The sequence below is a fragment of the Delftia acidovorans NBRC 14950 genome, from assembly GCF_001598795.1.
Taxonomy (GTDB): Bacteria; Pseudomonadota; Gammaproteobacteria; order Burkholderiales; family Burkholderiaceae_C; genus Comamonas; species Comamonas acidovorans.
The window spans coordinates 451,059-465,606 of sequence record NZ_BCZP01000001.1; the positions used below are offsets into that span (position 1 = coordinate 451,059).

The following is a 14,548-nucleotide window of genomic DNA, read 5'->3' on the forward strand; positions in this document are numbered from 1 at the left end:
GCCGTCCGACAGCGGCTGCGGGCGGCATCGCCCGCGCCCTTCGCCTGGCTCTGTCAGACGGAGCGGCTGCGTGCCAGCGGCGGGTTGTGCGCGAAGTAGTTGCGGATGCCGCGCATCAGCGCGTCGGCCAGTTGCACCTGGTATGCGCTGCTGCGCAGCCGGGCCTCTTCCTCGGGGTTGCTGATGAAGGCGGTTTCCACCAGCACGCTGGGAATGTCGGGTGCCTTGAGCACGGCAAACCCGGCCTGCTCCACGCGCGGCTTGTGCAGCTTGGCCATGTTGCCGATCTCGCCGAGCAGGGCGCCGCCGAGCTTGAGGCTGTCCTTGATCTGGGCCGTGGTGCTCATGTCCAGCAGCATGCGCTGCACATGCTGGTCCTGCGAGCCCATGTTCAGGCCACCGACGATGTCGGACTGGTTTTCCTTGTTGGCCAGCCAGCGCGCGGCCGTGCTGGAGGCGCCCTTGTCGCTGAGCGCAAAAACGCTGGCACCACGCGCGGCCGGCGTGGTGAAGGCGTCGGCGTGGATGCTGATGAACAGGTCGGCCTGCACGCGCCGGGCCTTTTCCACGCGCGTGGCCAGGGGCACGAAGAAGTCGGCATCGCGCGTCATGAAGGCGCGCATGGGGCTGCCGCCGATGCGGGTGTCGTTGATGCGGTCGCGCAGCAGGTGGGCGATCTTGAGCACCACGTCCTTTTCGCGCGTGCCGCTGGGGCCGGTGGCGCCGGGGTCCTCGCCGCCGTGGCCGGGGTCCAGCGCCACGATGATGATGCGGTCGGTCTGGCGCGAGGTGGCGATGTTGGGCGCGGCAATGGGGGCAGGGGCCGGAACGGGCGCAGGCGCGGCAGGGCGAGGCGCCGGGGCCGGAGCGGCAGGGGAAGGTGCCTGTGCCACCACGGCGGGCGGTGCAGGCGTCTTGCCGCCGGAGCCGCTGCTGTGCTGGGCGATCAGGTCGCCCAACGGGTCGGGGGCTGGCGCCGTGGGGCCTGAGGGCCGGGGCAGCGGTGGTGGAGGCGGCGGCGGTGCCGATGCAACAGCGGTATCGTCGCCGGAGGCATCGCGCAGGCGCTCGCTGATCAGCGCCTCCAGCGGGTCCACGGCCTTGGCGGGGTACAGGTCGAACACCAGCCTGTGCTTGTAGGCCGCCACGGGCTGCAGCGTGAAGACCTGGGGCTTGGCGGGCTGCTTGAGGTCGATGACCAGGCGCACCACGCTGGGCGAGTTCTGGCCCACGCGGATGGAGGCGATGTTGGGATCGTCGGAGCGGACCTTGGCCACCAGTTCACGCAGCGCGGGATTGAGGTCGATGCCCTCGATGTCCACGGCCAGCCGCGGGGGCTGGTCCACGAAGAACTGCTTGGCAGCCAGCGGCCGGTCGGACTCTATGGTCACGCGCGTGTATTCGGGCGCGGGCCAGACACGCACGGCCACGATGGTGGCGCCATGCGCGATGTGCTGGCGGCCCAGCAGCAGCACGATGGAGCCCGCCTGCAAAAGATTGCGGCGCGACAGGCCGGACGGATAGGAGGAGGAGTTGGCGTCGCTCATGCCTTGAGTGCTTGGATCACGGCGCGTCCGACGGGCGTGCCGGCGAGCAAGGTCACCTGGCGCTGCGTCTCGTCGATTGCTTCGATATGAATAGCTATATCTGCCGCAGGCGTAAGCGCTGCGGCCTTTTCGGGCCATTCTGCCAGCTTGAGACCGGGGCTGGCGAAAATATCGCGAAATCCTGCATCCTCCCACTCGCGCGGGTCATCGAAGCGGTAGAAGTCGAAGTGCCAGATGGCCAGGTCCGGCGCCTCATGCGGCTCCACCACGGCATAGGTGGGGCTTTTGATGCGGCCCTGCACGCCCAGTGCGCGCAGCCAGTGCCGCACCAGCGTGGTCTTGCCTGCGCCCAGGTCGCCGTGCAGCGTGACGTAGGCGTTGCGCAGCGCGGGATGGTCTGCAAGCTGCTGCGCAAACCGCTGCGTGTCTTCCTCGCTGCCCCATATCCAGCGACGGCCCGCAGTTTCCGCATCCTGCGGCTGGGCGCTTTCTACAATCGAGGGAGTATGTTGTGCAGCAGTCAATTGGTTCCTTTGATGCAAGGCTGGGCCCGCGAGCTGGGATTTTCCCAAATTGGCGTGGCCGGCGTGGATTTGTCTTCTGCGGAGCCTGGTTTGATGCAGTGGCTGGCCCAAGGGTTCCATGGCGAGATGGACTATATGCAGGCCCACGGCCTGCGCCGCGCCCGGCCTGCCGAGCTGGTGCCGGGCACGGTCAGCGTGATCACGGCGCGCATGGACTACCTGCCGCGCGACACGTCCGCCGATGCGCCGGGCGCCTGGCAAGCGGTGGAGTGGGCGCGGCTGCAGCGGCCCGACGAGGGCATTGTCTCCGTCTATGCCCGGGGGCGCGACTATCACAAGGTGCTGCGCAACCGGCTGCAGAAACTGGCCGAGCGCATTGCACAGGAAGTCGGCCCCTTCGGGCACCGCGCCTTCACCGATTCCGCGCCCGTGCTGGAGGCGGAGCTGGCCCGGCGCAGCGGCCAGGGCTGGCGCGGCAAGCACACGCTGGTGCTCAATCGCGAAGCGGGCTCCATGTTCTTCCTGGGCGAGATCTATGTGGACCTTGCACTGGAGCCCACGGCGCCGGTGACCGCGCACTGCGGCAGCTGCGCGGCCTGCATCACGGCCTGCCCCACGGGCGCCATCGTGGCGCCGCACCGGGTGGACGCGCGGCGCTGCATCTCCTATCTGACCATCGAGCATGCGGGCGCCATTCCCGAGGAGCTGCGGCCGCTGATGGCCAACCGCATCTATGGCTGCGACGACTGCCAGCTGGCCTGCCCCTGGAACAAGTTCGCCCAGCCCAGCCGCCTGCCCGACTTCGATGCGCGCGAGGCCCTGTCCGGCGGGCAACTGGTGCACTTCTTTGCCTGGGACGAGCCGACCTTTCTGCGCCTGACCGAAGGCAGTCCCATCCGGCGCATAGGCCATGCACGCTGGCTGCGCAATGTGGCCGTGGCGCTGGGCAATGCCTGGCGTGACACCGGCAACGCGGCATTGCAGCAGGCGCTGTCCAGCCGCGCCGAACATCCGGACGCCCTGGTGCGCGAGCACGTGGCCTGGGCGCTGTCGCAAAGATCGGATTGAGCTGATAAGACCAGGGCGCTTGTGTGTGAAACAATTGTTGCGCTCTGTCGGAGTGCCCCCCGGCGGCCTGTTGCGGGCCACTGCCCTTGAAGGCGCGGGGCCTGTGTGACTCAACATGATGTTTGATATGCGCGCAAAGCCTCCCCGCAGCCTGTCCCGCCTGCTGAACGCAGAACCGCTGACCCAGACCGCTGTGGCCGTCTGGGTGGGACTGTGCTGCGTGCTGCTGGCCACGGTGGCGTACTGGACGGTGCTGGTGGACAGCCACCGCACGCAGCGCAGCTTTACCGAGTCCCAGTCCTGGCTGCGGGTGGGGCAAATGTCGCATGCGGTGTCGGTGCAGGTGCAGACCCTGCTGTCCGGCCTGGACTACACCATGCGCGGCCTGGAGTCCGACTTTGCCGGTGGCGATGTCGACGGGTTCCGGCGTGCCGTGCAGACCACGTTCGACGCCTACCCGGCCGGCACCTTCCTGCAGATCGCCGTGGCCGACGAGAAAGGGGACATCGTGTACTCCAACCTCCAGCAGGAGGCGCAGACGCGGGCTGCCAAGGTCTCCATCCGGGACCGCGAGCATTTCCAGGTGCATGCCAACCGCGAGAACATGGGCATGTTCATCGGCCGCCCCGTGCAGGGGCGTGTCTCGCACAAATGGACCATACAGCTGAGCCGCGCGCTGTACCGCCAGGGGCAGTTCTCGGGCGTGCTGGTGCTGTCGCTGTCGCCCGAATACATCTCGCGCTATTTCCAGTCCATCTTCGATGGCGCCAACGACGTCATCCTGCTGCTGCGCACCGATGGCGCCTACCTGGCGCGCTCGCAGGGGCAGGAGCAGGTGATGGGCCGCTCGGTCTCCGATGTGCGCGTGGCGCTGTTCGCACCGGCCCTGGAGCGCGGCACCTACGAGGCCGAATCGTCCGTCGATGGCGTGCAGCGCATGTATGCCTGGAGCCGGGTGGAGGGCTATCCGCTGATCGTCAGTGCAGGGCTGGACAAGAAAGCCATCTTCGAGCCGCTGGAGGCATCGCTGGAGCGCGGCCTGTTGCGCAACGGCATAGGCACGGCCGTGCTGCTGCTGGGCATGCTGCTGACGCTGTGGCTGGCGCGTCAGCGCCAGCTCAGCGAGCGCATGCGGCTGCAGGGTGAGCGGCGCTTTGCGCGGCTGGCGCAGGAGGTGCCGGGCGGGCTGTTCCAGTTCCGCATAGGCGCGGATGGACAGTTCCGGTTCCCTTTCACCAGCCCCGGATTCTTCGAACTGCATGGCGCCAAGGCCGATGCCACCAGGTTTGCCGACCATGAACTGCTCAAGCGGGTCCACCCCGAGGATTTGCCGGCCCTGGCTGCCTCGGTGCAGGCCAGCGTGGGCAGCAAGGGTGTCTGGGAGCACAAGTACCGCGTCTACGGCCCTGCAGGCGAGCTGCGCTGGCTGCATGGTCACGCCCGGCCGCAGCAGGAGGAAGACGGCTCCCTGCTGTGGCATGGCTATGTGCACGATGTGACGCAGGACCAGGCCATGCAGGAATCCATACGCCACAGCGAGGAACGCCTGCGTCTGACCGTGGGCGCCGTGCGCGACGGCCTGTGGCAATGGGACTGCCGCAGCGGCCATGTGGAATGGGATGCCCGCTGCTACCAGATGCTGGGCTTCGAGGCCGCGCAGTTCCCCATGAACTATGACGCCTTCTGCGCCATGGTCCATCCCTCGGACAGGGCGCGGATGCTGGCGCGGCTGCAGCGCCATGCCGAGGCCGGGGCCGACTTCCGCGTGGAGATGCGGCTGCGCAGCTCGGCCGACAGCTGGCTGTGGGTGGAGTCGCGCGGCGAAATCACCCAGCGCGATGCCGACGGCAAGCCCGTGCGCATGCTGGGGACGCACACCGACATACAGCAGCGCGTGGAGCAGTCCCGGCTCATCAAGGCCTTGCTGGACCGGGGAAGCGCCCTGATCGTCATGGCCGGTCCCCAGCGCGAAATCCTCTATGCCAACGAGCGCGCGGTGCAGACCTTCGAGATCGAGACAGACCGGCTGCCCGGCGGCGTGAACTTTCGCGCCCTGCATGTCAGCGACGAGAGCTTCGAGCGCTTCGGCCAGCTCTACGCACAGCTCAACGCACGCGGCACGGTGCGCACGGAATGGATTTTGCGCATGCCTTCGGGCTCGGGCCACTGGTTCGACATGCAGGGCTCTCTGCTGGACCCCGACGAGGACGACGGCCGCGTCATCTGGACCATGATCGATACCGACGCGCGCCGGCGAGCCGAGACCGCGTTGGCCGAGACCCAGCACCGGCTGGAGGCCATCATCGACCGCTTTCCCGCAGGCATTCTGGTCACCGACGCCCAGGGCCGCCAGGTGCTGGCCGCCAACCGCATGCTGGCGGCCGCGCTGCGGCTGGACATGGCGCCTGCCGCCCTGGTGGGGCTGGGCATGCCGGCGCTGATCCAGCTGCTGCCGCCTTCGGTGGCTGGCGTGCTCAGCGCGGGGCCCGTGGCTGGCCGGTCCCTGCATGCGCTGCCCGACGACCACTATGTGGAGATCGAGGGCATGCAGTTGCGCGACGGTGATCGCTCCATCGGCCACTGCTGGGTCTTCCACGATGCGACGGAGCGGCAGCAGCGCGAATCCCAGCTGGAGACCCTGGCGCTGACCGACGCGCTGACCGGCATTCCCAACCGCCGCGCTTTCATGGAGCGGCTGGCGATGGAGCTGGACCATCTGCGCAGCGGACTGGTGGCGCACTCCACGCTGATCATGCTGGACATAGACCACTTCAAGCAGGTGAACGACGGCTACGGCCATGCGGTGGGCGATATCGTGCTCAAGGAGCTGCTGGCCTCGGTGGCGCAGGAAATGCGCAAGGAAGACATGGTCGGCCGGCTGGGTGGCGAGGAGTTTGCCGTGCTGCTGTCCGACACCGATGCCGAGGTGGGCCTGCGCCGCGCCGAAAGCCTGCGCGAAACCGTGGCCGCGCGCGCCATCGATGCGGGCCTGGCCGGCGACCTGCACATCACCATCAGCTTGGGCGTGTACGAGCTGCAGCGCAGCGATGCCTCGGCCCAGGGCTGCCTGGAGCGTGCCGACGCCGCGCTGTACTACTCCAAGCGCAACGGCCGCAACCAGTCCACGCTGTGGAGCGAGCGGCTGCCTGCCATTGCGCGCTGATACGCGCTGATCCGGGCTGGTGCGGCGCACAGGCCTAGGAATTCACCCCGGTGAATTTTCAGAATCATCCAATGGCCTGATCGGGCCGCAATCCCGAAAATCCTGGGTTCATGCTGCCGCGTGGACCTGCCGCCTCTTGCCTGGCCCCAACACTCGGGTGCGGCCGACTCTCCGTGCAACCCATCAAAAAAAGAGGCTGCGCGCCGAGCGCAGGGCGAGGAATGTATGACGTACAACCGCTGGTCCACGGTGCATATCGCGCCGCTTTCGCGAGCGCAGTTCTGGAGCGATGCCAGCCGCGAGGCGCAGATGCCGCACACGCCCTTGGTCGCGCAGCCCGAGCGCTTCGAGGCCGTGCTGACATCGCGCGGCGTGGGCGCGGTGGTGCTCAACCGCATCCAGATGGCGGCCGAACATGGCATGGAGCGCCTGCATGCCGATGGCCAGCGCGCAGGCCCGCCCTGCCTGCTGTGCGTGCTCTACGCCAAAGGTGGAGCCCAGGTATTCGCACCGGATGCACCTGACGTACCTGACCTGTCGGACGTGCCGGACGTAACGGATGCCTCGACGTCATCTGGGGAGCCGGGCATGGCGGTTGCGGGCAGGAGGCTGCAGGCACAACCCGGCCAGCTGTTCCTGCTGGACGAGCGGCGCGGCTACCGCATCTGGCAGAAAGAGGCCGTGGACCTGGTGGTGCTGGCCGTGCCGCTGGCACTGATTGATTCGCGTGGCGGTCTGGCTTCGCAACTGCTGGCACGCAGCCTGCCCGACTGTGCATCGCTTCAACTGCTGGTCCAGCAGATGCAATTGCTGGCCGCGTGGCAGGACCCCTTGCCCGAGGCCGAATCTGCCAGGCTGTCCGACTTGGTCATCAACACCGTGAAGACCGTGCTGCAGGCCAGCGCCGACATGGCGATGGCCCGACCCGGCGCGCCCATGCACGTGCTGTTGCGCAGGGTGCGCCAGCTCATTGCCCGCCAGTACCCGGACCCGGCGTTGGGGCCCGAGCGCGTGGCGTCCAGGCTGGGGCTGTCCGTGCGCTCGCTGCAATCCCAGCTGTCGCGCGAAGGCACCAGCCTCAGCGCCGAACTCATGGCCTATCGCCTGGAGCGCGCCCATGCGCTGCTGCGTGGCACGGAGCCGGGAACGCTGGGCATTGCGGAGATCTCGCAGCACTGCGGTTTCAGCTCACCCGCGCATTTTTCCCGGCGGTTCAGGGCACGCTACGGCAGCACGCCGCTGGGGTTGCTGCGGGACGCGGAGGGCGGGCAGGGGGCCTAGGCAGGCTGGGCGGCGCCGCGCCCGGCGTGGCGTGCGCAGATCAGGCCGAGGATTTCGAACATCATCTGCGCGCCCGCATGGGCGGTGTTGGTGGTGGCGTCGTAGGCTGGAGACACCTCGACCACATCGCCGCCCACGATGTGGATGCCGGCCAGGCCGCGCACTATGGCTTGTGCCTCGCGCACGGTGAGTCCACCGACCTCGGGCGTGCCCGTGCCGGGCGCAAAGGCCGGGTCCAGGCAGTCGATGTCGAAGGAGACGTAGACGGGCGCATCGCCCACCACCTCGCGTGCGCGGGCAATGACGCCGTCCACGCCCAGCGCGGGAATGTCTTCGGCATGGATCACGGTCATGCCCGACTCATAGGAAAACTCCCAGAGATATTCGGCCGCGCCGCGTATGCCGATCTGAATGGTCCGCGTGGGGTCGAGCACGCCGTCCAGCACGGCCTGGCGAAAGGGCCCGCCGTGGTGAAAGCGGCTGCCGTCGAAGGGGCCCCCGGTGTCGCAGTGGGCGTCGAAATGCACCAGGGCCAGTGGCCGCTCGCGGCCCAGCGCCCGCAGTATGGGCAGGGTGATGGAGTGGTCTCCGCCCGCAGACAGCGGAATCACGCCGGCCGCATGGATCTTTGCGAAGGTCGACTCTATGTCGCGGTGCGACTGCTCCAGGCTGTAGCGGCTGGACAGCGGCACGTCGCCGATGTCCGCCACGCGCAGCTCGCGTGTGGGAGTGGATCGAAGCATATGGTTGTAGGGGCCCACGCGTTCGATGGAACGCAGGGCACGGGGGCCGAAGCGGCAGCCGCTGCGGTTGCTGATGCCCAGGTCCATGGGCACGCCGATCAGTGCGGCCTGGAGGTCGCCAAACTCCGGGCGGCTCCAGTCCATGGGACGCATGGGCGCGTCCAGCAGCGTGGGCATGCCTGCGTAGGGCGCGTTGCGCGTGCCGCTGGCGTCGATGATGTGGGCGGCCACGGCGCGGAAATGCGGGTCGTGGATCACGGACTCGTTGGCGCCGCCGAAGCGTGCGCGCAGCGCCTGCAGCCTGTCTGGTGTGAAAAGCGTCATGTCGTCTCCGATTCAGTGCCGGGATCAGGATTGAATGCCCGACAGCGAACGCTGCTGCGTGCGCTGCGCCAGGCTGATGAGGATGAAGCTGGCCGTGCTCACGGCCAGGCTGGCATAGATGGGCGTGTTGGCGGCCAGGCCGTCCCTGACCATGAAGGCGACGGCCGTGGCGCAGCCCAGCAGCATGCTGGCGATGGCACCCGCCGTGGTGGCCCGGCGCCAGTAGATGGCGCCGATCAGCGGCACCAGCATGCCGCCCACCAGCAGGTTGTAGGCGGTGGTCAGGGCATTGAGCACATCGTCCACCACCAGGGCGATGCCGAGCACGGCCAGCCCCACCAGCAGCGTCAGCAGCCGGTGCCAGCGCACATCGACCAGCGGCCGGCCGCCCCGCAGCAGGGGCACGAGGTCCTCGGCCAGCACGGTGGAGCCGGCCAGCATGGCGGCGCTGGCGGTGGACATCATGGCCGCCAGTGCGGCAGCGATCACCAGGCCGCGGATGCCGTCCGGCAGGCTGGCCTGCACGATGGCGGCAAAGGCGTTGTTGGCGTTGTCCAGGTCCGGCAGCAGCACGCGCGCTGTCATGCCCACCAGGGCGCCGACCAGTCCGTAGACCACGCAGTACACGCCGGCGAGGCTGCCCGCCACGGCGGCCACCCGTTCGCTGCGGGCCGTGAACACGCGCTGCCACACGTCCTGGCCGATCATGATTCCGAAGAAATAGATGACGAAGTAGGTGGCGATGGTGTCCCAGCCGATGTGGGTGACATCGAAGCTGGACGCAGGCAGTTGTGCAACCAGCTGGTCCCAGCCACCCACGCGGTACAGGCAGATGGGCAGCAGGATCAGCATCAGGCCCGCGGTCTTGATCACGAACTGCACGATGTCCGTCAGCGTCAGCGACCACATGCCGCCCACGGCCGAGTAGATGACCACGACGCCCCCGCCCACCAGGATGGAGATCCACAGCGGCAGGTCGAACAGCACCTGCATCACGGTGCCGATGGCGATCACCGACGTGGCCGCCAGCATCAGCGAGTAGGCCAGCATCACCAGGGCGCTGGCCTGCTTGGTGCGGGCGCTGTAGCGCCGCTCCAGCACCTGGGTCACGGTGCAGATGCGCAGCCTGAGCAGGGGCTTGGCCAGGAACAGGTTGAGCACCAGCAGGCCCGCGCCCAGCGCCGCGCAAAGCCAGAATCCGGAGATGCCGTACACATAGCCCAGCCGCACCGTGCCCACGGTGCTTGCGCCGCCTATCACCGTGGCGGCCATGGTGCCCATGTACAGGCCCGGCCCGAGGTTGCGGCCGGCCACGAGAAAGTCCTCCTGCGTCTTCGCGCGGCGCATGCCGTACCAGCCCAGCAGCAGCATGGCCGCCGCGTAGATCACCACGACCGAGATATCGAGCAACATGGTTTGTCTCCCTTTTGTTGCGGCCCTGTTGGCAGGGGCCTCTTGAAACAGCGGTATCCATGGAAGTGAATTCCCTGGCCCACCCCTCTTGTTCTGTATTGCAGTCCCTCTTTGTTCAATCCAGATGTGCTGCAACAGCCGTGGATGCTAGACAGCAGCCCGGATTGCATCCATTTCAAGTTCCATTTACAAACATCGATAAGAATCGATCTTTTCCGAGTGAAAACCCCATGCTCCATACCGTTTCAGATCTGGACCTGCGGCTGCTGCGCGTGTTTCTGGCCATCGTTGACGCGGGCGGCGTGTCGGCGGCGCAGGCCAGCCTTGGCGTAGGGCAGTCCACGCTCAGCAGTCAGCTGTCCACACTGGAGACGCGGCTGGGTTTCAGTTTGTGCGAACGCGGGCGCGGCGGCTTTCGCCTGACGGCCAAGGGTCGGCGCTTCGTCGATATGGCTCGCACCGCCCTGCAGGGACTGGAAGGCTTCAGTGCGCAGGCGCGCAACATGCACCGGCAACTGGTCGGCAGCCTGGCCATCGGCCTGATCGGCAATGCACCCATGGAATACAACGCGCTGATGGGGCGGGCCATACAGCGCTTTCGCCAGCGCGACGAGGCCGTGCGCCTGTCGGTGCTGGTGCGCGGGCCGCGCGAGCTGGAAGAGATGCTGCTGCGCGATGAGCTCCAGGTCGCCGTGGGCTATTTCCTGCACCGTGCGCCGGCGCTGGAATACACGCTGCTGTTCAGCGAAAGGCAGGTGGCCTATTGCAGCGCCAGCCATCCATTTGCCGCACGCGCGGGCCGCATCGGCGCGCAGGAGGCGGGCGAGGCCGACTGGACCTGGCGGACCTATCCGCTGCCCCAGGCACCGCTGACGGGGCGCCCGCGCCATGTCACCTCAGAGGCGGACAACATGGAGGCGGCCGCCATCCTCATCCTGTCAGGCGCCCACCTGGGCTACCTGCCAGAGCACTACGCGGCGCCCTATGTGGCTGCCGGCCTGCTGCATGCGCTGGACGAATCCCTCTTCAGCTATGACGTGGACATCACCATGGTGGCCAAGAAGCGCGCACGCCAGGACGACATCACGGCCGCCTTCACGGACGACATGCGTGCCGTGCTGTAGGGGCGCCGCGGCACCGCGGCATCAGTACTGCAGCAGGCTCAGCGCAAAGGGCAGGCTGAGCACGCCCAGCAGCGTGGACAGCGTGACCAGCCCCGCCACGTACGAGCCGTTGTAGCCCATGCGTGCGGCCAGCACATAGCACGACGATGCGGTGGGCAGGGCCGAGAAGGCCATGAGGATCAGGGCCTGCGCACCGCTCAGGCCAAACGCCCGCACCATGGCATAGGCGATCAGCGGCTGCACCAGATGCCGCACGGCCAGCAGGCACACGGCCAGCAGCTTGCCGGCGGCCAGCGCGCCGAACTGCATGCCGGCGCCGGCCGACATCAGGCCCAGCGCGATGGAGGCTGCGCCTATGCGGGAGATCGACGGCTCGATCAGCGCCGGCAGCTTCAGCCCCAGCGCGCTGAACACCAGGCCCGACAGCGTGCCCACGATCAGCGGATTGCGCACCAGCTGGCCCAGGAAATGCTGGTTGCTCCCGCGCGCCATGGGCCAGACGGCCGCGATATTGCATAGCGGCACGCTCACGCCGATCAGCACCGAGATGAACAGCAGGCCCTCAGGCCCCGCCAGCCGGCTGGCCAGCGCCAGGCCGATGAAGGAGTTGAAGCGAAACGCCACCTGCACGGCGCCGGCATGCTCGCGCACATCGATGCGGCCGCGCAGGCCCGGCCACCAGGGCAGGCTGTAGGCCAGGGCAATGCCCACCAGGGCCGCGCACACGCCAGCGGCCAGCAAGTGGGAGGTGGCACCCCAGTCCACCGGGCTCTTGACGATGGAGTGGAACAGCAGCACCGGGAACAGCAGGTAGTACACCAGCGCCTCCACCGCCTGCCAGACCGTGCGGTTGAGCTGTGTGAAGCGGCACAGCACGTAGCCAAGCACGATGAGCGAAAAATCGGGGAAGAGCAGCACGGCGTAGTTCACGAGGGCAGAGCATAAGCGCAACCCCGCAGTCGCCGCGTCTCCCGAGAAACCATGGCGCGAGGCTAGGGGTAAACACCGGGAAATCAGTGCTGCGACAAACTGTGACAACCGGGCCCCGGGCCTTAGCATCGCTGGGGTCCACACAGCCGATCCGAAAGCGCAGGTCCTGACGACCGTCAAGCGCGCAGCGGGCTCCAGGCCCCACCATGGCTGTTCCGTGGCAGCGTTTGCGAGCCTTCGTTTCGCAGACCATCCATCCGCAGGCACGGCCTTGCGGATGTCCATGAAACCTTCTTCGTCAACACGACCCCCAAAAGGAGATCTTGTATGAATCGTCGCAGCTGGATGGGCCTGACCCTGGTCCTCGCAAGCACCGGAGCCCTGGCCCAGGCCTATCCCACCAAGCCGATCAAGCTGGTGGTGCCCTTCGCCCCCGGTGGCACGACCGACATCATCGCCCGCGTGATCGCCGAACCCCTGACCAAAGAACTGGGCCAGCCCGTGGTGGTGGACAACCGCGGCGGTGGCGGTGGCGTGATCGGCGCCATGGAAACCGCGCGCTCGCAGCCCGATGGCTACAGCCTGGGCATCGCCACGGTCTCGACCACGGCGACCAACCCCGCGATCAACCCCAAGATCTCGTACAACACGCTGACGGACTTCACGCCCATCATCAACGTGGCGGCCACGCCCAACGTGATTGCGGTGAACCCCAAGTTCCCCGCCAAGGACTACAAGAGCTTCGAGGCCGAACTCAAGAAGTCCCAGGGCAAGTACTCCTATGCCTCCTCGGGCACGGGCGGCATCCAGCACATGCTGATGGAGCTGTACAAGAGCCTGACCAACACCTTCGTCACCCACATCCCCTACCGCGGTGCGGGCCCTGCGCTCAACGACGTGGTGGCGGGCCAGGTGCCTATGGTGCTGGACAACCTGCCCTCGGCCCTGCCGTTCATCAAGGACAACCGCCTGGTGCCCATCGTGGTGGCCGCGCCCCAGCGCCTGGCCGTGCTGCCCAATGTGCCCACCTTCAAGGAAGTGGGCCTGGAGCCGGTGAACCGCATGGCCTACTACGGCATCCTGGGCCCCAAGAACATGCCCAAGGACGTGGTGGACAAGATCAACGCCGCCGTGCGCAAGGTGCTGCAGGACCCGGCCGTGCGCAAGCGCATCGAGGACACGGGCTCCCTGGTCATCGGCAACTCGCCTGAAGAGTTCGCCAAGCAGATCAAGGACGAGTACGAGACGTACAAGAAGGTGGTTGCTCAGCAGAAACTCACGCTGGAGTAAGCACCGCCTTGAGCGGTTGGCTCAGAACCCGAGGCTGCTTGCGGACCTCGGGTTTTTTCGTTGTAGGCTTGATGGGATGTCCCAAGTGCCTGTTGCTTCCATCGCTTCCCCATCGGCTGCCGAAGCCGAATCTGCTGCCGATCCTGCATCCTGGCCGGCGCCGCTGCCGGCCAGCCTGGATGCGCTGGACCTGTTCATGGATGCGCTGCTGCTGGAGGACGGGCTGTCGCGCAATACGCTGGCGGCCTATCGCCGGGATCTGACGGCCTGGGGGCGGTGGCTGGCGCACCAGCAGCCGCCGCTGGCGCTGGATGCGGCGGGCGAGCTGGAGCTGCAGGGCTATTTCGCGGTGCGGGTGGAGCAGACCAAGGCCAGTTCTTCCAACCGGCGGCTGACGGTGCTGCGCCGCTACTACCACTGGGCGCTGCGCGAGCAGCGCATTGCCGCCGATCCCACGGCACGCATGCTGGCGGCCCGGCAGCCGCCGCGCGTGCCGCATACGCTGACGCAGGCGCAGGTGGAGGCGCTGCTCAGGGCGCCCGATGTCGATACGCCACTGGGCCTGCGTGACCGCGCCATGCTGGAGCTGATGTATGCCAGCGGCCTGCGCGTGAGCGAGCTGGTGGATCTGCCCTTGCATGGCATCGATCTGCGCTCGGGCGTGTTGCGCGTGACGGGCAAGGGGCAAAAGGAAAGGCTGGTGCCCTTCGGCCAGGAGGCGCACTGGTGGCTGGAGCGCTACCTGGCCACGGCGCGCGGTGCCATCCTGGGCGGGCAGCGCAGCGATGCGGTCTTCGTGACCCAGCGCGGGGCTGCCATGAGCCGCGTGATGTTCTGGGTCATCGTCAAGCGCTGCGCGCAGGTTGCGGGCGTCACGGCACCGCTGTCGCCGCACACGCTGCGCCATGCCTTCGCCACCCACCTGCTCAACCATGGCGCAGACCTGCGCGTGGTGCAGATGCTGCTGGGCCATGCCGACATCTCCACCACCACCATCTACACCCATGTGGCGCGCGAGCGGCTCAAGGCATTGCACGCTTTGCACCATCCGCGTGGTTGATTGGGTGTGGAGGGTTCGCCGGTTTGGGTGTTTCTGCCGTTGAAATCGTCGAAGTGGCAAAGCCTGTCCCGGGGATATGCG

Annotated in this window: 11 protein-coding genes; 6 read left to right on the plus strand and 5 right to left on the minus strand. The window is 67.5% G+C overall.

The genetic code is table 11. The annotated features are described in order from the left end of the window. Positions 1–53: 53 nt before the first annotated feature. On the minus strand, positions 54–1,547 hold the full coding sequence (locus DA1_RS01990) for an N-acetylmuramoyl-L-alanine amidase (RefSeq protein WP_034396477.1): 1,494 nt from the start codon (positions 1,545–1,547) through the stop codon (positions 54–56). After that, on the minus strand, positions 1,544–2,071 hold the full coding sequence (gene tsaE / locus DA1_RS01995) for a tRNA (adenosine(37)-N6)-threonylcarbamoyltransferase complex ATPase subunit type 1 TsaE (RefSeq protein WP_034396474.1): 528 nt from the start codon (positions 2,069–2,071) through the stop codon (positions 1,544–1,546). Before tsaE ends, DA1_RS01990 begins: the two co-directional genes overlap by 4 nt. Before the next feature lie 12 nt (positions 2,072–2,083). Here tsaE and queG point away from each other — a divergent pair, with 12 nt between their 5' ends. The 3 genes from queG to DA1_RS02010 all read left to right on the plus strand — a co-directional run bounded on the left by queG (position 2,084) and on the right by DA1_RS02010 (position 7,583). Beyond that, positions 2,084–3,139 carry a tRNA epoxyqueuosine(34) reductase QueG gene (queG, locus tag DA1_RS02000; RefSeq protein ID WP_034396471.1) on the plus strand — a complete coding sequence of 352 codons (1,056 nt, stop codon included), beginning with the start codon at positions 2,084–2,086 and terminating at the stop codon, positions 3,137–3,139. 115 nt (positions 3,140–3,254) lie between these two features. After that, positions 3,255–6,302, plus strand: a complete 3,048-nt coding sequence (locus DA1_RS02005) for a diguanylate cyclase (protein WP_034396468.1) — start codon at positions 3,255–3,257, stop codon at positions 6,300–6,302. A gap of 225 nt (positions 6,303–6,527) precedes the next feature. Then, positions 6,528–7,583 carry a helix-turn-helix transcriptional regulator gene (locus tag DA1_RS02010; RefSeq protein WP_174549352.1) on the plus strand — a complete coding sequence of 352 codons (1,056 nt, stop codon included), beginning with the start codon at positions 6,528–6,530 and terminating at the stop codon, positions 7,581–7,583. Here the strand turns inward: DA1_RS02010 and speB are convergent. Next, on the minus strand, positions 7,580–8,650 hold the full coding sequence (speB, locus tag DA1_RS02015) for an agmatinase (RefSeq protein WP_034396465.1): 1,071 nt from the start codon (positions 8,648–8,650) through the stop codon (positions 7,580–7,582). The genes DA1_RS02010 and speB overlap by 4 nt on opposite strands. A 24-nt stretch (positions 8,651–8,674) precedes the next feature. Continuing rightward, positions 8,675–10,063: a sodium:solute symporter family protein gene (locus DA1_RS02020; protein WP_034396462.1), complete on the minus strand. Its 1,389-nt coding sequence runs from the start codon at positions 10,061–10,063 to the stop codon at positions 8,675–8,677. 230 nt (positions 10,064–10,293) lie between these two features. Here DA1_RS02020 and DA1_RS02025 point away from each other — a divergent pair, with 230 nt between their 5' ends. Further along, positions 10,294–11,187, plus strand: coding sequence for a LysR family transcriptional regulator (locus DA1_RS02025; protein ID WP_012206919.1), 894 nt, complete (start codon positions 10,294–10,296; stop codon positions 11,185–11,187). Between the two features lie 21 nt (positions 11,188–11,208). Here DA1_RS02025 and DA1_RS02030 read toward each other — a convergent pair whose 3' ends face one another. After that, on the minus strand, positions 11,209–12,117 hold the full coding sequence (locus tag DA1_RS02030; protein WP_034396459.1) for an AEC family transporter: 909 nt from the start codon (positions 12,115–12,117) through the stop codon (positions 11,209–11,211). 327 nt (positions 12,118–12,444) lie between these two features. On the opposite strand from DA1_RS02030, the gene DA1_RS02035 reads away from it, so the two are divergent. After that, a complete protein-coding gene (locus DA1_RS02035; RefSeq protein ID WP_012206917.1) occupies positions 12,445–13,407 on the plus strand; it encodes a tripartite tricarboxylate transporter substrate binding protein BugE in 963 nt (320 codons plus the stop codon). 76 nt (positions 13,408–13,483) lie between these two features. Then, entirely contained in the window at positions 13,484–14,467 is a 984-nt protein-coding gene (gene xerD / locus DA1_RS02040; RefSeq protein WP_012206916.1) for a site-specific tyrosine recombinase XerD, read from the plus strand. The last annotated feature ends 81 nt before the right edge of the window (positions 14,468–14,548 follow it).

What these genes read in the sequence shown, in the direction of transcription:
- DA1_RS01990 (WP_034396477.1), bottom strand. Translation starts at nt 1,547, where the DNA reads ATGAGCGACGCCAACTCCTCCTCCTATCCGTCCGGCCTGTCGCGCCGC.
- queG (WP_034396471.1), top strand. Translation starts at nt 2,084, where the DNA reads ATGCAAGGCTGGGCCCGCGAGCTGGGATTTTCCCAAATTGGCGTGGCC.
- DA1_RS02005 (WP_034396468.1), top strand. Translation starts at nt 3,255, where the DNA reads ATGATGTTTGATATGCGCGCAAAGCCTCCCCGCAGCCTGTCCCGCCTG.
- DA1_RS02010 (WP_174549352.1), top strand. Translation starts at nt 6,528, where the DNA reads ATGACGTACAACCGCTGGTCCACGGTGCATATCGCGCCGCTTTCGCGA.
- speB (WP_034396465.1), bottom strand. Translation starts at nt 8,650, where the DNA reads ATGACGCTTTTCACACCAGACAGGCTGCAGGCGCTGCGCGCACGCTTC.
- DA1_RS02020 (WP_034396462.1), bottom strand. Translation starts at nt 10,063, where the DNA reads ATGTTGCTCGATATCTCGGTCGTGGTGATCTACGCGGCGGCCATGCTG.
- DA1_RS02025 (WP_012206919.1), top strand. Translation starts at nt 10,294, where the DNA reads ATGCTCCATACCGTTTCAGATCTGGACCTGCGGCTGCTGCGCGTGTTT.
- DA1_RS02035 (WP_012206917.1), top strand. Translation starts at nt 12,445, where the DNA reads ATGAATCGTCGCAGCTGGATGGGCCTGACCCTGGTCCTCGCAAGCACC.
- xerD (WP_012206916.1), top strand. Translation starts at nt 13,484, where the DNA reads ATGTCCCAAGTGCCTGTTGCTTCCATCGCTTCCCCATCGGCTGCCGAA.